Genomic DNA, 19,371 nt, shown 5'->3' with positions numbered 1-19,371 from the left:
GCGATACAGGTCGAACAGACCAACGGTCTCTCCTGACTCAATCCAGCGTAGTGTCACCTCCGGGTGCCGCTCGATTGAAAACATGAGCAAACGTCTCCAAATAGGAATGATCGGCTTCTAACAGGACCACTCTCATGACCGATCCAATGCTCATCCCTTGCCCCCACTGCAACGGCCTCAACCGCATTCCCGCCGCGCGCCTCAACGACCATCCAAAATGCGGTCGCTGCAAGGCCGCGGTCCTGCTCGACAAACCGTTCGAATTGAAACAAGGCGATTACGCCAGTCAGATCAAGGGCGACCTGCCGCTGCTGGTGGATGTGTGGGCGGACTGGTGCGGGCCGTGCAAGTCGTTTGCGCCGGTGTTCGAGCAGGCCGCGAGTCAGCTGGCTGGCAAGTGTCGGCTGGCGAAACTCGATAGCGAGGCGAATCAGCAGTTGTCGGCGCAGTTAGGAATCCGCTCGATCCCGAGCCTGATTCTGTTCAAGAACGGCCGGGAAGTGGCGCGCCAGAGCGGGGCCTTCCCTTTACCGCAGTTGATGAGTTGGTTGCGTAGTCAGGGGATCTAAAGCCACCATAAACCACTGTGGGAGCGGCGATGCGGCGATCCGACTTGTAGGAGCGAGCTCGCTCGCGATGGACTCAAAAGCGCCGCTTTTAACCAGCAAATACGCGTTATCGTTAACGACCATCGCGAGCAAGCTCGCTCCCACAGTGGTTCGGTGTTGATTGCCGGACTCAGGTGTTTTCGAGCAGGTTGTGCAGCTCGACGAACTGCTGGGTCAGCTTGTGCCGAGGATCGAGATGAATCAGCGGCGTATTGGCCTGATGCGACTCGCGCATCCGCACCGAGCTACCCAGATACACCGGCAGCACCGGCAAGCCCTCGGCGATCAGTTCGTCGAGCATTTGCTGGGGCAGGCTGGCACGGGCCTGGAACTGATTGACGACTATGCCTTCGACTTCCAACCCTTCGTTGTGGTCATCCTTCAATTCTTCGATCTCCGCCAGCAGGCCATATAGCGCCTGACGCGAGAAACTGTCGCAGTCGAAGGGGATCAGCACGCGGTCAGCGGCGATCAATGCCGAAACTGCATAAAAATTCAACGCTGGTGGTGTATCGAGATAGATACGGTCGTAGTCGCCGTCCAACTCTTCGAGCAATTTACGCAGTTTGTTGATCTTGTGTTTGGCTTCGAGCTTGGGCTGTAAGTCAGCCAGCTCGGCCGTGGCGGTGATAACGTGGAGGTTGTCGAACGGGGTTTCGTAGATATCGACCTGGCTTTTTTTCGAGAACGGCCCGGAAGACAGCGTCTGCTTGAAAAAATCGGCAATGCCCATCGGGATGTCATTGCCGGTGAGTCCTGTCAGGTACTGAGTGGAGTTGGCCTGGGCATCGAGATCCACCAATAAGGTGCGATAACCCTCGCTGGCACTGACCGCCGCCAGATTGCAGGCAATGCTCGATTTGCCTACGCCACCTTTCTGATTGAACACCACGCGCCGCATGTCAAAACCTCCGTGTATCAAAGAATGATCGAGTGTAGTAGGCCACGGCTCTGCTTAGCTACCTCGCCGGCACAGGGACTACACAGTCAGGTGCGATCTCTTGACGAAAAAGCGGCTAAGTCATCCACTGATCGCAAAATGAGCCGACAGACATGGCAGGCGCACTATGGATAATGGCCATACGAAGATCGATGCGCACCAACCGGTCCGTTTGTTGAGCAAAATGTAACCAGCATTTGCTACGGGCTCGCCGCACCGGGATAATGCGCGCCACTCGGCGTTATGCGCCACGGTAGCGTCTTTCGCTGTTTTTGCGATTCACCGCGTCAAGGAAGCCCGCAGGGGCGGGATGAATGTCTGTGATTAACTTCAACATCGCCCGATGGCGCGCGTGGGCCCCCGGGCTCGACAGCGTGGACGATTGGCAGGCCTGGTGCCGACAGCCGGTCGTGCTCCCGGGCAGCGATGCCGCCCCCGACGTCTCTTTTCTACCGGCCATGCAACGCCGGCGACTCAGCCGCCTGGCGCGAATGGCATTCAGTGTTGGCTGGCCATTGGCCGAGGGGCGCCAGGACTTGCCGTTGGTCTTTATTTCCCGCCACGGCGAAACCCCGCGCACCTTTGAAATCCTCAGCGAGCTGGCGGCCGATCAACCGCTGTCCCCTACCCAGTTCAGCCTGTCGGTGCACAACGCGGTGATCGGCCTGTGGTCGATCCTGCGTGGCGAAACCAGTGAGATGACGGCCCTCGCAGCAGCCGGCGACGGCCTTGAACACGGCATGCTGGAGGCCGCGGCATTGCTTGCCGAAGGTGCAACGGCTGTCCTGTTGGTGGTCACTGAAGAGCAGCCACCCGAAGCCTATTCCACCTGGATCGACGATGTGCCGTTTCCTTATGCGGTCGGCCTGCTGATTACCCAGGGCAATGACTGGCAGCTGTCCCTGAACAGCAACCCGGATGCGTTGTCCAAAGCCCACTGGCCCCATGCCCTGGATCTCTTGCGTACGCTGCTCGGCCAGCAGACTACCTGCCAACATGCCTGGAAAAATCGTGTATGGACCTGGCAACGCAACCTGTAAATGATAAAAACCGGGACGCCTATTACTGGCGTCTGCTGGCTACCGCCGCAAGCTTCACCCTGTTCGGGTTGGGCGGGCTGTGCCTGCGCCTGGTGGTTTTCCCGCTACTGAGCTGCCTGCCCGGCGATGCGCGGAAGCATCGGTTGCGGGCGCGGCAAACTGTCAGTAGATGTTTCTGGTTTTTCGTCCGCTTCATGGCCCGCACCGGTGTGCTGACCTACGACATCCAGGGCGCTGAAAAGCTCGGTCGACCAGGGCAAATGATCATCGCCAATCACCCATCGCTGATCGACGTCGTGTTCCTGATCGGTCTGGTGCGCCATGCCAATTGCGTGGTCAAGCAAAGCCTGTGGGAGAACCCCTTTACCCGCGACCCGCTACGCCGCACCGAATACATCAGCAATGATGGCAGTATGGATATGCTCGATGCGGCTGCGGATGCACTGAAAAGTGGTCAGACCCTGATCATCTTCCCCGAAGGCACGCGCACCCGGCCAGGCCACGCGCCAGCCTTTCATCGGGGTGCAGCGGCCATCGCGTTGCGCGGTGCGAAAATCCTCACCCCGGTGATCATCAAGGTCAGCCCCACGACGTTGACCAAGGCCGAGCCCTGGTATCGGATCCCCAAACGTCGCGTGCACTTCAGTTTCCGTGTCGGAGCCGATATAGATCCACAAGCCTTCGCTGCGCTGGGCCCTGCTCCTCAGGCGTCGCGCAAGCTCAACGATTATCTGCATCATTACTTTATCAAGGAGCTCGCCGAAGATGAGCGATCTACACCGTGAAATCAAAGAACTGATCATCGACGCCCTGGGCCTTGAAGACATCAGCGTCGAAGACATTGACGATAACCAGACGCTCTTTGGCGAAGGCCTGGGCCTGGATTCGGTCGACGCACTGGAACTCGGCCTGGCCATCCAGAAAAAGTACGGTATCAAGATCGACGCCGACGCCAAGGACACACGCAATCACTTCAGCAATGTGGCGAGCCTCGCGGCGTTCGTCACCGCAAAACAGGCAGCCTGAGACCGGACCATGCAAACTCGTGACGACATTTTCAACACCTTGCGCGATGCCATGGTCGAACTCTTCGAGTTGGACCCGGAGCGTGTGAGTCTCGAATCCAATCTGTACCAGGACCTGGAAATCGACAGCATCGACGCAGTCGACCTGATCGATCACATCAAGCGCCAGACCGGCAAGAAAATCGCCGCCGAAGAATTCAAATCGGTGCGTACCGTCAGCGACGTGGTCGAGGCGGTCTATCGACTGGTTCATCCGGCCGCATGAGTCGATTGATCGGCCTTGTCCTGCTGCTGGCGGCCCTGCTGTACCCCTTTGCGGTGTATTTCGGCATGGAGCATTTTGCCCCGTGGCAGTTCGGTCTGCTGCTGGGCAGCCTGTGGGTGGCCCGGGCGCTGTTCGGTGCGCGCAAGCCCGGCAGTCTGTGGATGGCGATCGGCGCGATCACTTTTTGCCTGTTGCTGGCGCTGCTGGATAGCCAACTGTTGCTGCGCTGGTACCCGGTACTGATCAGCGCATTCATGCTCGGGCTGTTCGGGCTGAGCCTGAAGTATGGCCCGCCGACGGTCGAACGGCTGGCACGCCTGCGTGAACCGCAGCTGCCGGCGAAGGCGATTGTTTATACCCGCCAGGTGACCATCGTCTGGTGTGTGTTCTTCCTCTGTAACGGTTTGCTCGCCGCCGCCCTGACACTCTGGGCGCCGCTGAAGTGGTGGATGCTGTACACCGGTCTGATTTCCTATGGATTGATGGGCCTGCTGTTTGCCATTGAATGGCTCATGCGACAACGGGTACGAGGCCACCCATGAATTGGACAAAACTTGAGCACCTGTTGCTCAAGGCTCAGCCGGAACGTGCCGTGACGGCCGGGCCGGCGCTGAATCACGCGCAACTGTGCGACCAGGCATTGAGCCTGGCCGCGGGCCTGCAGGCCCAGGGTATACAGCGCGTTGCCGTGCACCTGGAAGACGCCGCCGACCTGGCGATTGCCCTGCTCGGCGCCTGGCGTGCCGGGGTCAGCGTGCTGCTGCCTGCCGACTTGCAAGCCCAGACTCGCCAGCGCTGGTCGAAGGAAGTCGATCTGTGGCTGACCGATCAGGCCGAAGACGCGCAGCTGAGCGATTATCGGCATTCGCCACTGAGCGCCGCCACGCTGGATCTGGATCGCTGCCAGCTTAGCCTGTGCACGTCCGGGTCCAGCGGTGAGCCCAAGCGCATCGACAAAAGCCTGCGTCAGCTGGCCAATGAAGTCGACGCGCTGGAGCGTCTGTGGGGTGCCGATCTGGATGAGGCCTGCATCATCGGCAGCGTTGCTACCCAGCACATCTACGGCCTGCTGTTCCGGGTGTTGTGGCCGTTGTGCGCCGGGCGCTCGTTCGTGCGCAAGCAACTGGCCTTTCCGGAAGACTTGCAGCGCGCCAGCCGTGAACACCCGGCGTTCGCCTGGGTCGCCAGCCCGGCGCTGCTCAAGCGCATGGGCGACAATCTCGACTGGCCGGCCCTGAGCGCAGTTCGACGGGTGTTTTCCTCCGGCGGCGCATTACCGGCCGAGGCCGCGCAAAGCCTGCACGACCGCTTGAGCCAATGGCCGACGGAAATCTTCGGCAGCTCGGAAACCGGTGGCATTGCCTGGCGCCTGGGACAGGATTATTGGCAGCCCTTTGCCGGCATCGAGTTGAGCCAGGACAGCGATGGTGCGCTGCTCATTGCCTCGCCCTACTTGCCGTCCGGCCATATCGAACACACCGCGGATGCCGCGCGAATCGCAGCCGATGGCCGCTTCGAATTGCTCGGGCGACTGGACCGGATCGTCAAACTGGAAGAAAAACGCATTTCCCTGCCGATGCTGGAAAAGGCGTTGATGGACCACGAGTGGGTTGCCGAAGCGCGCCTTGGCGTGGTTCAGGAAAATCGTGCCTCATTAGGCGTGCTGCTGGTGCTGAGCGAACGGGGATTGCATGCCTTGCGCAATCAAGGCCGGCGGACCCTGACGCAAGCATTGCGTCAGCACCTGAGCCAGCATTGCGAGGCTATTGCCCTGCCACGCCGCTGGCGCTTGCTGCGTCAATTGCCGCTGAACGCCCAAGGCAAACTGCCCCAGGCCGACGTTGAAGCCCAGCTGCTGGCGCCGCGCCCAAAGGCGCCCGAGGTGCTGGAACAGGTCGAAGTCGATGGCGAGTGGAGCCTGCAACTGGCAGTGCCGCCGGACCTGGCGTATTTCAGTGGCCATTTCCCCCAGGCGCCGGTATTGCCCGGCGTAGTGCAGGTGGAGTGGGCGCTCACGCTGGGCCAACGATTGATGGTCCTGCCGGCAAAGTTCGCCGGCATGGAAGTGCTGAAATTCCAGCAATTGGTGCGCCCGGGAGATGAAATCCAACTGCACCTGCGTTTTGACCCGGCACGGGGCAAGCTGTATTTCGCCTATCGCAACGAGACCGCTACTTGCTCGAGTGGGCGGATATTGCTGGAGGCTGCGGGTGATGCATAACCCCTGCGCCGTCATCCCGGTCTACAACCACGAAACCGCCATCACCACGGTGGTCGATGCCGTGCTCGACAGCGGCCTGCCGTGCCTGCTGGTGGACGACGCCAGCGATAAGGCCTGCGCCGCGGTACTGGATCGACTGGCCCGGCGCGACAACGTGTTCCTGATCCGCCTGGCCTCTAACCAGGGCAAGGGTGCCGCCGTCATGACCGGCTTTCGCGAAGCTTCACGCCTGGGTTTCAGCCATGCCTTGCAGGTCGATGCCGACGGCCAGCACGACCTGCAGGACGTCGCGACCTTCATCGAACAATCGCGCCTGCACCCCGAGGCGGTGATCTGTGGTTATCCCAAGTACGATGCCAGCGTGCCCAAAGGTCGTTTGTACGCCCGCTACCTGACTCACGTCATGGTCTGGATCAACACCTTGTCGTTGCAGATCCGCGATTCCATGTGCGGCTTTCGCCTGTACCCGCTGCCACCGACCCTGGCACTGATCGACACCGCCAAGATCGGCAAGCGCATGGACTTCGACTCGGACATCCTGGTACGCCTGGCCTGGCGCAACCAGCCGATGCAGTGGCTGCAAACCAGGGTTCACTACCCGCTGGACGGCGTCTCGCATTTCCGCCTGTTCCGCGACAACGTGCTGATAACGAGCATGCACACCCGCCTGTTCTTCGGCATGCTGGTGCGGGCCCCGATGATCCTCTGGCGGCGGTGGCGAGCATGAGCGCAGACCGGCAACACTGGGCCGACCGCCAGGAGCGCGGCAGTTTCTGGCTGATGAAACTCACGGCGTTCGGCGCCAGGGTGCTTGGCCGTCGACTGTTGAGCCCACTGTTGTACGGCATCGTCCTGTACTTTTTTGTATTCGGACGCAGCGCCCGCCACAGTGCCTGGCAATACCAGCAACGGCTCGCCGACTGGAGCGGTCGCACTGAACTGCGCCCGACCCATTGGCGAGTGTTCGGCCAGTTCATGGCGTTCGCCGATTCCATGCTCGACAAGCTCGACGTATGGAATGGCAAGCTGAGCATCGAGCAGATCGAAATCATCGACCCGGCGCTGCTGCGCAATCAATTGCGCGGTACACGCGGGCAGATGCTGGTGGGTGCGCACCTGGGCAACCTCGAGGTCTGCCGCGCACTGGCGGAGATCGGCGAAAAGGTCACCATGAACGTCCTGGTGCACACCAAGCACGCCGAGCAATTCAATCGCCTGCTGGGTGAAGCGGGCGCGACCAACCTGCGGCTGATCCAGGTCAGCGAGCTCGACCCGGTCATCATGCTGCAATTGCATGAGCGCCTGGAGCGCGGCGAGTGGCTGGCGATCGCCGGCGACCGCGTGCCGCTGCACGGCGGACGGAGCGTGACCGTGGATTTTCTCGGCCATCAAGCCGCCTTCCCCCAAGGCCCGTGGTTGCTGGCCGGTTTGCTCAAATGCCCGATCAATCTGTTGATGTGCCTGAAAAAACCGACGGGCCAATATCGGGTGACCCTCGAACCGTTTACCCAGGCCGTGGTGTGGAAGCGCAGCGACCGCGATCAGGTCATTCATCAGTGGGCGGCCCGCTACGCCGAACGCCTGAGTCACTATTGCCTGCAAGCGCCCCAACAATGGTTCAACTTTTACCCTTTCTGGAAGACCGATGACGACGTCAACGCTTGAGCCGGTAACCTTCGGCGAACTCCCTCTGCGTATCGAAGACGTGCTGGCCCTGGCCAACCGTCAGGTGCCGACGCAGTTGCAAGGCGACTCCGCGTACCGCGAGCGTATCGCCAAGGGCGCGCGATTCCTCGATTCCCTGTTGGACAAGGAAGGCGTGATCTACGGCGTGACCACCGGTTACGGCGATTCCTGCGTGGTCGCGGTGCCGTTGCATCACGTCGAGGCGTTGCCCCGTCATCTGTACACCTTTCACGGCTGCGGCCTGGGCAAGCTACTCGATGCCCAGGCCACTCGCGCGGTACTGGCGGCGCGTTTGCAGTCGCTGTGCCACGGGGTCTCCGGGGTTCGCGTGGAACTGCTCGAACGCCTGCACGCCTTCCTCGAACACGACATCCTGCCACTGATACCGGAAGAAGGTTCGGTGGGTGCCAGCGGTGATCTGACGCCGCTGTCCTATGTGGCCGCGACCTTGTCCGGCGAGCGCGAAGTGATGTTCCGCGGTGAACGCCGACAAGCCGCCGACGTGCATCGCGAACTCGGCTGGCAACCGCTGGTACTGCGCCCGAAAGAAGCCCTGGCACTGATGAACGGCACCGCGGTCATGACCGGCCTGGCGTGCCTGGCCTTTGCCCGCGCCGATTACCTGCTGCAACTGGCCACCCGCATCACCGCGCTGAACGTGGTCGCGTTGCAAGGCAACCCGGAGCATTTCGACGAGCGTCTGTTCGCCACCAAACCGCACCCGGGGCAGATGCAAGTCGCCGCCTGGCTGCGCAAGGATCTGGCGATCGACGCACCCACCGCGCCGTTGCATCGCTTGCAAGACCGTTATTCCCTGCGTTGCGCGCCCCACGTCCTCGGCGTCTTGGCCGACAGCCTGAACTGGCTGCGCTCGTTCATCGAGATCGAGTTCAATAGCGCCAACGACAACCCGATCATCGACGCCGAAGCCGAACGCGTGCTGCACGGCGGTCACTTCTACGGCGGCCACATCGCGTTCGCCATGGACAGCCTGAAAAACCTGGTGGCCAACGTCGCCGACCTGCTCGACCGTCAACTCGCCTTGCTGGTGGACGAGCGTTACAACCACGGCTTGCCGAGTAACCTGTCCGGCGCCACCGCCGACCGGGCGATGCTCAACCACGGCTTCAAGGCGGTGCAGATCGGCACCAGCGCCTGGACGGCCGAAGCGCTGAAAAACACCATGCCAGCCAGCGTTTTCTCACGCTCCACCGAATGCCACAACCAGGACAAAGTCAGCATGGGCACCATTGCCGCCCGGGACGCGATCCGCGTTTTGGAGCTGACCGAACAGGTGGCCGCCGCCACGCTGCTGGCGGCCAACCAGGGCGTGTGGCTGCGCGGCCTGGCTGAAGATGCCCGCCCCCTGCCACCCGCCCTGGCCGCCATGCACGAGGAATTGGCCAAGGACTTTGCGCCGGTCATCGAAGACCGTGCCCTGGAGGGTGATTTGCGCCTGTGCCTGAAACGTATTGCCGAACAACACTGGAGGCTGCATGCGTAGCAAGGGAGTGCTTCATGCCGATACTGAAATCCTGGTGCCTTTTTTTGACGTCGACACCATGAACGTCGTCTGGCACGGCCATTACGTCAAATACCTGGAAGTCGCCCGCTGTGCGCTGCTGGACAAGATCGGCCACAACTACGACGCCATGGTTGCCTCGGGCTACGCCTGGCCGGTGATCGACTTGCAGTTGCGCTATGTGCGCGGGGCCGTGTTCGGCCAGAAGCTGAATGTGCGGGCCAATCTGGTGGAGTGGGAGAACCGTCTGAAGATCAGCTACCTGATCAGCGATCTGCACACCGGCGAACGCCTGACCCGGGCCTGTTCCGTGCAGGTGGCCGTCGACATGGGCAGTCGTGAAATGCAGTTGGCTTCGCCGAAGGTGTTCACCGACGCCGTAGAGAGGGCCTTGCCATGATTTACTGCCACCCCCACTCCCCTGTGGGAGCGAGCTTGCTCGCGATGGTCGTTAACGATGACGCTGGGCACCTGACACCCCGCGGCGCTCTCAGGTTTTTCGCGAGCAAGCTCGCTCCTACAGTGTTCTGCGTGTTACTGAGCATTCCTGGGTTGGCCAACGCATTTGATTTGCAGCAGTTGAGCGATCAGTTGAGCAAACCCGAGGTAATCCACGGCAACTTCATCCAGGAAAAACACCTGCGCGCCCTGCCCCAGCCGCTGACCAGCAAGGGCACCTTTGTCCTGGCGAAAAACCACGGCCTGCTGTGGCTACTCAAAACTCCGCTGCAACAGGATTACCGCATCAACGCCAAAGGCATTGCCCGACGTGATGCCAGCGGCTGGCAAATGCTGCCCGGCAAGAGTGCCGGTGCCGAGCAGAACCGCTTGTTCCTCGCCGTGCTGCAAGGTGACAGCAGCGGACTGCAACGGGACTTCGAGTTGTCCCTGAGCGGCGACGCGCAGAACTGGACACTGACCCTGGTGCCGCGCTCGATGCTGCTCAAGCAGGTGTTCAATCAGATCAATATCACCGGCGGCGAACTGGTGCACAGCATCCAGCTGCTGGAAACCCAGGGCGACAGCACGCTGTTGCGCATGCAGGACAGCACCGGCACTCAACCGTTGAGCGAAGCGGAGCAACATGATTTTGCCGGGTGAACGGAGGCTGCCGCAGCTGTTTTTGATCGTGCTGCTGGCGGTGCTCGCGCTTGCAGGTTGGCAATGGCGTGACGGCGCACCGCTGTCGGCCAACCTGATGGAACTGGTGCCGGGCACGGCGCCGGATGCGCTGGAACTGCGCGCCGAGCAACGCATGCAAGAACCGCTGAACCGCGAAATGCTGGTGCTGGTCGGCCACAAGGATCGCCCGCAAGCCATCGCCATGGCGCAGACACTGGGTGAGCAGTGGCAGGCCAGCGGTTTGTTCAAAAAGGTCCAGTGGAACCTGCAAGCGGATTTGCCTGCGTTGCGCACGCAATTGCTGCAAGGTCGCCTGGCGATGCTTTCGGCGACGGATCGGCAACAATTGATCGAGCACCCCGATGCGTTTATCCAGCAACGGGTCCAGGCACTGTTCGACCCCTTCACCGGCTTCAGCCTGGTACCCAGCGAGGATGACTGGCTGGGCCTGACCGGGCGCGTCCAGAACAGCCAGCCGCAACACGGCTCCGTGCAACTGGACATCGGCAGCGGTGCGCTGGTGGCCGATGCCGACGGCAAGAGCTGGGTGCTGCTGCGGGCGCGGACCACCGGCAACGCCTTCGACATGAACCTGCCGCTGCAAGTGGCCGATCTGCTCCAGCAAAGCCGGGAACAAGCCGCCCATGCCAATGTGCAATTGCTGGCCGCCAGCGGCTTGCTCTACGCCGCCAGTGGTCAACGGCAAGCCACCCGGGAAATGACCTGGGTCGGCGGCGGCGCCACGGCGGGCATTCTGTTGCTGCTGTTGCTTGCCTTCCGCCGCTGGCGGGTGTTGCTGGCATTCGTACCGGTCCTGGTGGGCATGCTGTTCGGTGCGGTGGCCTGCGTGGCGATGTTCGGGCACATGCACGTGATGACCCTGGTGCTCGGCTCCAGCCTGATCGGCGTCGCTGTCGATTACCCGCTGCATTACCTGTCCAAGAGCTGGAGCCTGAAACCCTGGCACAGCTGGCCGGCGTTGCGCCTGACCCTGCCCGGGCTGACCCTGAGCCTGATCACCAGCTGCATCGGCTACCTGGCTCTGGCCTGGACGCCGTTCCCGGCACTGACCCAGATTGCCGTGTTCTCCGCCGCCGGGCTGGTGGGCGCCTACCTGTGCGCCGTGTGCCTGTTGCCGGCACTGCTTAAAGGTGTCGAATTGCGTCCGGCGCAGTGGCCACTGCGAGTTGCCGAGTTTTTGCTGGATCGCCGTGAAGCGCTGCTGAACATTGCGCGCACCCCGGTGTTGCTGGCTCTGCTGATTGCCTTTTGTGTGGGCGGTCTGTTGCAGCTCGAGGCCCGCAACGATATTCGCCAGTGGGTCGGCGCACCGCAGCAATTGACCGACGAAGCCCAGACCATTGCGCGCATCACCGGTTATCAACCCACCAGCCAGTTCTTCCTGGTGCGCGCGGCCAATCAGCAGCAACTGCTGGAACGCCAGACCGCGCTGGGCGAGCGGCTGGATCAGCTGGTCAACCTGGACAAACTCGAGGGTTATCTGTCACTCAATCAACTGGTCAGCCCGCCCAGCGAACAGCTGCGGGTGCGCGAGGCGTTGAAAAAGCTGCCGCAATTCTGGCAACCCTTGCTCGATCTCGGCGTGCCGGCCGCCGCACTGCAAGGTGAACTGGCCAGGTTGCAGGCGCTGCCGATCGAAGATATCGACGCGGCGCTGGTCGGTCCCTTGGCCGAACCTTATCGCGCCCTGTGGCTAGGCCCGATCGATGACGGCGTAGCGGCGATGGTCAGCCTGCAAGGCCTGAACAACCCGTCCTTGTTGCGGGTCCAGGCCATGGATTTGCCCGGCGTGGAACTGGTGGATCGCCTCGGCGAACTGAACGAGGTCTTCGCCGAGACCCAGGTCAGTGCCGCTGAACTGAAACTCGCCTCCTGTGTGCTGATCGTGCTGGTACTGATCCTGCCGTTCGGCCTGGGCGGCGCGCTACGCATCGTCGCCCTGCCACTGCTGGCGGCGCTGTGCAGCCTGGCCAGTCTCGGCTGGCTCGGGCAGCCGTTGACGCTGTTCAGCCTGTTCGGCCTGCTGCTGGTCACGGCCATCAGCGTCGACTACGCGATCCTGATGCGCGAACAGGTCGGCGGCGTCGCCGTGAGCCTGTTGGGCACCCTGCTGGCGGCGCTGACCACCTGGCTGTCGTTCGGGCTGCTGGCGGTGTCCAGTACGCCGGCGGTGAGCAACTTCGGTCTGTCGGTGAGCCTCGGCCTGGCCTTCAGTTTCCTCCTCGCACCCTGGGCTGGACGCCAGGTCCATGCGGTCGCGGTCACGGAGCCGGCAGCATGATGGTCGTCCTGTTCTGGCTCATGGCCCTGGTGTTGTTCGCCGTGGCCACCCGTGTCGGTCGTCACTTCGGTGTGATCCCGATCGTCAGCCAGTTGCTGCTGGCCACCTTCGGCCTGCCGTTGCTGATGTTCTTTTGGATCGAACCCCAATGGCAACTGAGCGGTGCCGCCCTGGTGGCGCCGGCCTGGCTGAAAAATCTCTACAGCCTGAGCTTTGCCTTGCTCCTGGGGCATATTCTCAGCGACGTGATCGACCTGCGACTCGACCGCCAGAGCCTGAAAATCGCCCTGCCGAGCTTCTGCATTCCGTTCACCTGCGGGCTCGCGACAGCGGTCTGGCTGTTACCGCCGCAACTCTGGATCAGTTCCCTGGCGGTCGGCCTGCTGTTCGCCATCACCGCCATTCCGGTGTTGTATCTGTACCTGCGGCACATCCACTACCCGCCTGCCGCTACCCGGCGCCTGGTGCAGACTGCCATCCTCATCGACCTCACCTGCTGGACCCTGTTCGCCATCGCCCAGGGCAGCCTGCACCTGAGCAGCCTGCTGCTGCCGCTGGCCGCGGCCTGCCTGCCGTTACTGTTGCGCCTGCTGCGCCTGCGCCAACCGCTGTTGCATAGCGTCTGCTTCTTCGCGCTATTGGTGGCGGCGGAGCACTTCAAGCTCAATGCATTGATTGTCGGCATTGGCTACCTGTTGTGCATGGCCGTGCTCAAGGTGCCGCTGGTGCTGCCGTTGCCGGTGATCTGGATGAGTCATGTGCAGACGTATATCGCGATCCCGCTGATCCTCACGTTCGGCATCGTGCAGATCAACGTCCACGCGGCCATGACCAGCCTCGGCTGGGTGCAACTGACTGCGCTGCTGCTGTTGCCGATTATCAGTAAACTGCTGGGCAACTGGCTGGGCCTCGGCTGGGCCGGCGCCTCGTTTGAAGGCGCCAGTCGCTGGCGGGAAAGTATCCTGCTCAATATTCGTGGCTTGAGCGAGATCGTCTTTCTCAACCTGCTGCTACAACAACAGCTCATCAGCCCGGCGCTGTATTTTGCGCTGATGGTGATGGGCTTGATCGCGACACTGCTGCCGGCGCTCGTCGGCATGCATCGAACCCGTTTGAACATCGCCGTCCCGGCAAGGAGCTCCAGTGCCAACAGTTGAAATGGAACGTCGCCAGGTTGTGGTGATCGGTGCGGGGCCCTCGGGCGCCATCGCCGCCGCGCTGCTCAAGCGCAAAGGCCACGACGTGCTGATGATCGAACGCCAGCATTTCCCGCGGTTCTCCATCGGTGAAAGCCTGCTGTCCCACTGCCTGGATTTCGTCGAAGAAGCCGGCATGCTCGAGGCGGTCAACGCCGCCGGGTTCCAGCTGAAAAACGGTGCCGCATTCGCCTGGGGCGAGCACTACAGCGCCTTTGATTTCGGTGACACCTTCGGCGATGGCAAACCGACCACCTTTCAAGTCCAGCGCGCCGACTTCGACAAGCTGCTGGCCGATCAGGCAGCACTCCAGGGCGTGGAAGTACGCTACGGCGAAGCGATCGTCAGTGCCGATTTCACCCTGGCCAGACCGCAACTCGATGTGCAGCGCGAAGACGGCAGCCAGTACCGCGTCGAAGCCGTTTTCGTGCTCGATGCCAGCGGCTACGGTCGTGTCCTGCCGCGCTTGCTCGACCTTGAAGCCCCGTCGAATTTCCCTGTGCGCCAGGCGGTGTTCACCCACGTCGAAGACCATATCGACAACCCGGCTTTCGAGCGGGAAAAAATCCTCATCACCACCCATCCGACCCATCGCGACATCTGGTTCTGGACCATTCCGTTCAGCAACGGTCGTTGCTCGGTGGGCGTGGTGGCGGCCGCCGAACATTTCGCAGGCCGTACCGAGAATCTCGACGACTGCCTGCGCGGGTTCATCGCGCAAACCCCAAGCTTGTCCGGTGTGTTGACCAACGCCGTGTGGGACACCCCGGCGCGGACCATTGGCGGTTATTCGGCCAACGTCAAAACCCTCCACGGGCCGGGCTTTGCCTTGCTGGGCAACGCCGCCGAGTTCCTTGACCCGGTGTTTTCCTCCGGCGTGACCATCGCCATGCGTTCGGCCAGCATGGCCGCTGCGGTCCTGCACCGTCAGTTGCAAGGCGAAAGCGTCGACTGGCAAACCGAGTTCGCCACACCGCTCAAGCGTGGCGTCGACACCTTTCGTTGCTATGTCGAAGGCTGGTACGCCGGAACTTTCCAGGATGTGATTTATCATGAGGGTGGCTCGCCCGACATCCGCCGCATGATCAGCTCGATCCTTGCCGGGTATGCCTGGGACGAGCGCAATCCGTTCGTCGCCGAACCCAGGCGTCGGCTGCGAATGCTGTCGGAACTCTGTGCAAGGGATGCCACGTGAGTCTTGGAAGGTGCTGTTTGATGTTTACTCTCACAAAACCCTGTGGGAGCGAGCCTGCTCGCGAAAGCGGTGCGTCAGTCAATAGAAGTGTTGGATGTGCCGACGCATTCGCGAGCAGGCTCGCTTTTACAAAGTGTGCGATGTTGATGCAATTGTTGCTACTCGGCGCAGTCCTGCTCCTGAGCGCCTGCGCCAGCCGGGCGCCACTGCCCGAGCAAACCCCGAACCTGGCGCTGCCGCTGCAATTGCACATCCAGCGACTCGAGGCCGGCCAACGTCAGGACTGGGTGCTGGTGATCCAGCGCGAAGACCCTGGCATTCGCTGGTCGATGATGGACTTGCTAGGCATTCCGCAGGCGCGGCAGAAACTGGTCGACGGCGAGTGGCAGTCCGACGGTCTGCTGCCGCCCAATCCGCAAGCGCGGGAACTGTTCGCCGCCCTGCTGTTTGCGCTGACGCCCAAGGAAGAACTCTCGGGCAACTACCCTTCTGCCTGGCAACATGGTTCGCAACGATCCCTGCCCTCGCGCTGGGATGTCCGTTATTCACAACCGATGAGCTTTGAATTGAACCTGCCCAAAGGCCCGAGTTATCAAGTCACGCCCCTGAACGGGGACGCGCCATGACCGCTTATCTGAACGCCCTCGGGGTGATCTGTGCCCTGGGCCGCGACAAGCCCGAAGTCGCCCGCAACCTGTTTGCCGGTGACTGCTCTGGCATGCGCACCACAGCAGGCTGGGTGGCGGAGCGCTCGTTGCCAGTGGCGGCTGTACAGGTTGAATTGCCGCCGATTCCACCTGAGCTGTCCGAGCAAAGCAGTCGCAATAATCAATTGCTGATGCAAGCCGCGCTGCAAATCCGCGAAGACATCGACCAGGCAATCCAGACCTGCGGCCGCGACCGTATCGGTGTCGTTCTGGGCACCAGCACGTCAGGCATCGATGAAGCCAGCCAGGGCCTGGCGCATTACATTCGTGAGCATGAGTTCCCGGCCAATTACGACTATCAGCAGCAGGAACTCGGCGCACCAGCGAACTTCCTCGCCGACTGGCTGCAATTGAGCGGCCCGGCCTATGTGATTTCCACCGCCTGCACCTCCAGCGCCCGGGCGCTGATGAGTGCCCAGCGCCTGTTGGACCTGGGCTTTTGCGATGCAGTGTTGTGCGGCGGTGTCGACACGTTGTGCAAGCTGACCCTCAACGGCTTCTCGGCACTGGAAGCGGTCTCTGAACAGCGTTGTAATCCGTTCTCGGTCAACCGTAACGGCATCAACATCGGCGAAGCGGCGGTGCTGTTTCTGATGACAAAAAATGCAGGCGACAACCCGCCGATTGCCCTGCTGGGCAGCGGCGCCAGCTCCGACGCGCATCATATCTCCGCGCCGGAGCCGACCGGTCGCGGTGCCTTGCAAGCCATGCGCAAGGCCTTGAGCCGCGCCAACCTGCAACCCGGGCAGATCGACTACCTGAACCTGCACGGCACCGCCACCCAACACAACGACGCCATGGAAAGCCTGGCGGTGACGGCGTTGTTCCCCCATGGAGTGCCCTGCTCCTCGACCAAACCGATGACCGGTCACACCCTGGGCGCTGCCGGCGCACTGGAAGCGGCGTTCTGCTGGCTGAGCCTGAGCACGCAGAACCGCGAGCACGCCCTGCCGCCGCATATCTGGGACGGCCAGCCTGACCCCGAACTGCCGGCCTTGAAGTGGGTGACCCCGGCCGATCGCCTGACGTCCATTGCACCTCGCTACCTGATGAGCAACTCCTTTGCCTTCGGTGGCAATAACGTCAGCCTGATTATCGGAGACGCCCCATGATTGACTGGCCGCTCGCCGAACTGCTGCCCCATGCTGGCGACATGATCCTGATCGAACAGATCTTGTCGTTCGATGACGAGCAGATTCACACTCGCCTCACCGTCAGGCCCGATGGCCTGTTCAGCCGTGCCGACGGCAGCCTGCCGGCGTGGGTCGGTATCGAACTGATGGCCCAGAGCGTTGCCGCCTATGCCGGCTGCCATGCGCGCCAGCGCGGTGATGCGGTAGCGCTGGGGTTCCTGCTGGGTACGCGTAAATTCGAGTGCAACGTCGAACATTTTCCCGCCGGCACCGAGCTGACCATCCATGGGCTGCGCTCTCTGGAGGACGACAACGGCATGGGCGTGTTCGAATGCCACATCAATGCTCCCGGCATACACGCCACCGCCCGTCTGAACGTGTTCCGCCCGCCTCAGGCCGCCCAATACCTTCATGAATCCCAAGGAGTCCAGTCATGACTGAATCCATACTGGTCACCGGCTCCAGCCGTGGCATCGGCCGCGCCATCGCCTTGCGCCTGGCTCAGGCCGGGCATGACATCGTGCTGCATTGTCGCAGCGGCCTGACTGACGCCGTCGCCGTGAAAGCCGAGGTCGAGGCACTGGGACGCGCTGCGCGCATCCTGCAATTCGACGTGTCCGACCGCGCCGGTTGCAAAGCCGTTCTCGAGGCCGACGTGGAAACCCACGGCGCCTATTACGGCGTGGTGCTGAACGCCGGCCTGACCCGCGACGGTGCTTTTCCGGCCCTGAGCGAGGATGATTGGGATGTGGTGATGCGCACCAACCTCGATGGTTTCTACAACGTGCTGCACCCGGTAATGATGCCGATGATTCGTCGTCGCGCCGCCGGGCGCATTGTCTGTATAACCTCGGTGTCCGGGTTGATCGGTAACCGTGGCCAGGTCAACTACAGCGCCTCCAAGGCCGGTTTGATCGGCGCGGCGAAGGCATTGGCGATCGAACTCGGCAAGCGCAAAATCACCGTCAACTGTGTCGCACCCGGCCTGATCGACACCGCGATGCTCGACGAAAACGTGCCGGTGGAAGAACTGATGAAAATGATCCCCGCACAACGCATGGGCACGCCTGAAGAAGTGGCTGGCGCGGTGAATTTCCTGATGTCGGCGGAAGCCTCGTACATCACCCGGCAAGTACTGGCCGTCAATGGAGGCCTGTGCTGATGAAACGCGTCGTCGTCACCGGCATGGCCGGCATCACGTCATTGGGCAGCGATTGGGCGACCATCGCCGGTAACTTCGCGGCCAACCGCAGCGGTATCCGCCGGATGGACGAGTGGGATCGTTTCACCGAACTCAACACGCGCCTGGCCGGGCCGATCGATGACTTCAAGGTACCGAGCCACTGGACCCGCAAGCAATTGCGCAGCATGGGCCGCGTCTCGCGGCTGGCTGTGAGTGCTGCCGAGCAAGCGTTGGCCGATGCCGGATTGCTGGGTAACGCGTTGATCAAGGACGGGCGCATGGGCGTGGCCTGTGGCTCGTCCACCGGCAGCACCGACGAGATCAAGGCCTTCGGCAACATGCTGCTCAATTCGGTGGCCGAAGGCCTGAACGCCAACTCCTACGTGCGCATGATGCCGCACACCACCGCGGCGAACATCAGCATCTTCTTCGGCCTCACCGGACGCCTGATCCCCACCTCCAGCGCCTGCACCAGCGGCAGCCAGGGCATCGGTTACGCCTACGAGTCGGTCAAATTCGGGCGCCTGCCACTGATGCTCGCCGGCGGTGCCGAAGAGCTCTGCCCCACCGAAGCCATGGTATTCGATGCGCTCTACGCCACCAGCCTGAAAAACGATGCCCCGCAAACCAGCCCGCGCCCCTATGACACCGGACGCGACGGCCTGGTGATTGGTGAAGGCGCTGGCATGCTGGTGCTCGAAGAACTGGAGCATGCCCTGGCTCGCGGCGCGCATATCCATGCCGAACTCGTCGGTTTTGGCAGCAATGCCGATGGCCAACACGCCACCCGACCAGAGCAGTCCACCATGCGCCGGGCCATGGAACTGGCCCTGGAAGACGCCGGGCTGCAGCCTTCGGACATTGGCTACGTGAATGGTCATGGCACGGCAACCGAACAAGGCGACATCGCTGAAACACTGGCCACCAGCAGCCTGTTCGGCGAACACATGCCGATCAGCTCGCAAAAGAGCTTCCTCGGCCACACCCTGGGCGCCTGCGGTGCGCTGGAGTCCTGGTTCAGCATCGAAATGCTCAACCGCGACCTGTACGTCCACACCTTCAACCTGGATGAGGTCGACCCGAACTGCGGCAAGCTCGATTACCTGCGCGGCGAGTTTCGGCAGATGAGCAATCAGTATGTGATGAACAATAATTTTGCGTTTGGCGGGGTTAATACGTCGTTGATCTTTCGGCGGTGGGCGTAGCCGGGTGGTTCAACGTTTCCA

General features: G+C 62.1%; 21 protein-coding genes. 20 read left to right on the top strand and 1 reads right to left on the bottom strand.

Translation table 11 applies throughout. From position 1 onward, the window contains the following. Positions 1-134: 134 nt before the first annotated feature. Positions 135-569, top strand: a complete 435-nt coding sequence (gene trxC / locus J2W17_RS17270; protein ID WP_307336461.1) for a thioredoxin TrxC — start codon at positions 135-137, stop codon at positions 567-569. 169 nt (positions 570-738) lie between these two features. Here trxC and J2W17_RS17265 read toward each other — a convergent pair whose 3' ends face one another. Further along, a complete protein-coding gene (locus J2W17_RS17265) occupies positions 739-1,509 on the bottom strand; it encodes a ParA family protein (protein ID WP_154992687.1) in 771 nt (256 codons plus the stop codon). Between the two features lie 353 nt (positions 1,510-1,862). Between J2W17_RS17265 and J2W17_RS17260 the strand changes: the two genes are divergently transcribed. The 19 genes from J2W17_RS17260 to J2W17_RS17170 all read left to right on the top strand — a co-directional run bounded on the left by J2W17_RS17260 (position 1,863) and on the right by J2W17_RS17170 (position 19,350). Continuing rightward, complete coding sequence (locus J2W17_RS17260; RefSeq protein WP_307336456.1) at positions 1,863-2,588, top strand: beta-ketoacyl synthase chain length factor; 726 nt, start codon at positions 1,863-1,865, stop codon at positions 2,586-2,588. Beyond that, positions 2,564-3,373: a lysophospholipid acyltransferase family protein gene (locus J2W17_RS17255; protein WP_307336453.1), complete on the top strand. Its 810-nt coding sequence runs from the start codon at positions 2,564-2,566 to the stop codon at positions 3,371-3,373. Before J2W17_RS17260 ends, J2W17_RS17255 begins: the two co-directional genes overlap by 25 nt. Then, positions 3,354-3,614, top strand: a complete 261-nt coding sequence (locus J2W17_RS17250; protein ID WP_307336450.1) for a phosphopantetheine-binding protein — start codon at positions 3,354-3,356, stop codon at positions 3,612-3,614. Before J2W17_RS17255 ends, J2W17_RS17250 begins: the two co-directional genes overlap by 20 nt. A 9-nt stretch (positions 3,615-3,623) precedes the next feature. Further along, complete coding sequence (locus J2W17_RS17245; protein WP_128872907.1) at positions 3,624-3,878, top strand: acyl carrier protein; 255 nt, start codon at positions 3,624-3,626, stop codon at positions 3,876-3,878. Next, positions 3,875-4,420, top strand: a complete 546-nt coding sequence (locus J2W17_RS17240; protein ID WP_307336444.1) for a hypothetical protein — start codon at positions 3,875-3,877, stop codon at positions 4,418-4,420. Before J2W17_RS17245 ends, J2W17_RS17240 begins: the two co-directional genes overlap by 4 nt. Beyond that, entirely contained in the window at positions 4,417-6,099 is a 1,683-nt protein-coding gene (locus tag J2W17_RS17235; protein ID WP_307336440.1) for an acyl-CoA synthetase family protein, read from the top strand. Before J2W17_RS17240 ends, J2W17_RS17235 begins: the two co-directional genes overlap by 4 nt. Next, entirely contained in the window at positions 6,092-6,826 is a 735-nt protein-coding gene (locus J2W17_RS17230; protein ID WP_307336437.1) for a glycosyltransferase family 2 protein, read from the top strand. Before J2W17_RS17235 ends, J2W17_RS17230 begins: the two co-directional genes overlap by 8 nt. Next, positions 6,823-7,764, top strand: a complete 942-nt coding sequence (locus J2W17_RS17225) for an LpxL/LpxP family acyltransferase (RefSeq protein ID WP_307336434.1) — start codon at positions 6,823-6,825, stop codon at positions 7,762-7,764. Before J2W17_RS17230 ends, J2W17_RS17225 begins: the two co-directional genes overlap by 4 nt. Further along, the gene (locus tag J2W17_RS17220; RefSeq protein ID WP_307336431.1) at positions 7,745-9,289 is read left to right on the top strand and encodes an HAL/PAL/TAL family ammonia-lyase; all 1,545 of its coding nucleotides are present in this window, start codon (positions 7,745-7,747) and stop codon (positions 9,287-9,289) included. The genes J2W17_RS17225 and J2W17_RS17220 overlap by 20 nt, the downstream gene beginning before the upstream one ends. Beyond that, positions 9,282-9,707 carry an acyl-CoA thioesterase gene (locus tag J2W17_RS17215; protein ID WP_307336428.1) on the top strand — a complete coding sequence of 142 codons (426 nt, stop codon included), beginning with the start codon at positions 9,282-9,284 and terminating at the stop codon, positions 9,705-9,707. Before J2W17_RS17220 ends, J2W17_RS17215 begins: the two co-directional genes overlap by 8 nt. Continuing rightward, positions 9,704-10,408 carry an outer membrane lipoprotein carrier protein LolA gene (locus J2W17_RS17210; protein ID WP_307336425.1) on the top strand — a complete coding sequence of 235 codons (705 nt, stop codon included), beginning with the start codon at positions 9,704-9,706 and terminating at the stop codon, positions 10,406-10,408. Before J2W17_RS17215 ends, J2W17_RS17210 begins: the two co-directional genes overlap by 4 nt. Then, positions 10,392-12,731, top strand: coding sequence for an MMPL family transporter (locus J2W17_RS17205; protein ID WP_307336422.1), 2,340 nt, complete (start codon positions 10,392-10,394; stop codon positions 12,729-12,731). The genes J2W17_RS17210 and J2W17_RS17205 overlap by 17 nt, the downstream gene beginning before the upstream one ends. Continuing rightward, positions 12,728-13,888 carry a sodium:proton antiporter gene (locus tag J2W17_RS17200; RefSeq protein ID WP_307336419.1) on the top strand — a complete coding sequence of 387 codons (1,161 nt, stop codon included), beginning with the start codon at positions 12,728-12,730 and terminating at the stop codon, positions 13,886-13,888. The genes J2W17_RS17205 and J2W17_RS17200 overlap by 4 nt, the downstream gene beginning before the upstream one ends. Further along, positions 13,875-15,122 (top strand): NAD(P)/FAD-dependent oxidoreductase, encoded by a 1,248-nt coding sequence (locus tag J2W17_RS17195; protein ID WP_307336416.1) that lies wholly within the window; start codon positions 13,875-13,877, stop codon positions 15,120-15,122. The genes J2W17_RS17200 and J2W17_RS17195 overlap by 14 nt, the downstream gene beginning before the upstream one ends. A 143-nt stretch (positions 15,123-15,265) precedes the next feature. Then, positions 15,266-15,748, top strand: a complete 483-nt coding sequence (locus J2W17_RS17190; protein ID WP_373459988.1) for a hypothetical protein — start codon at positions 15,266-15,268, stop codon at positions 15,746-15,748. After that, positions 15,745-16,941, top strand: coding sequence for a beta-ketoacyl-[acyl-carrier-protein] synthase family protein (locus J2W17_RS17185; protein ID WP_307336411.1), 1,197 nt, complete (start codon positions 15,745-15,747; stop codon positions 16,939-16,941). Before J2W17_RS17190 ends, J2W17_RS17185 begins: the two co-directional genes overlap by 4 nt. Continuing rightward, positions 16,938-17,399: a hotdog family protein gene (locus J2W17_RS17180; protein WP_307336408.1), complete on the top strand. Its 462-nt coding sequence runs from the start codon at positions 16,938-16,940 to the stop codon at positions 17,397-17,399. Before J2W17_RS17185 ends, J2W17_RS17180 begins: the two co-directional genes overlap by 4 nt. After that, positions 17,396-18,124: a 3-oxoacyl-ACP reductase FabG gene (fabG, locus tag J2W17_RS17175; RefSeq protein WP_307336406.1), complete on the top strand. Its 729-nt coding sequence runs from the start codon at positions 17,396-17,398 to the stop codon at positions 18,122-18,124. Before J2W17_RS17180 ends, fabG begins: the two co-directional genes overlap by 4 nt. Continuing rightward, positions 18,124-19,350, top strand: a complete 1,227-nt coding sequence (locus J2W17_RS17170) for a beta-ketoacyl-ACP synthase (protein WP_307336403.1) — start codon at positions 18,124-18,126, stop codon at positions 19,348-19,350. Before fabG ends, J2W17_RS17170 begins: the two co-directional genes overlap by 1 nt. Positions 19,351-19,371 lie beyond the last annotated feature (21 nt).

Source organism: Pseudomonas lini (assembly GCF_030812475.1).
Lineage (GTDB): Bacteria > Pseudomonadota > Gammaproteobacteria > Pseudomonadales > Pseudomonadaceae > Aquipseudomonas > Aquipseudomonas lini_A.
Note: the sequence above shows the minus strand (reverse complement) of the source record. Positions and strands in the feature narration are given on the sequence as shown.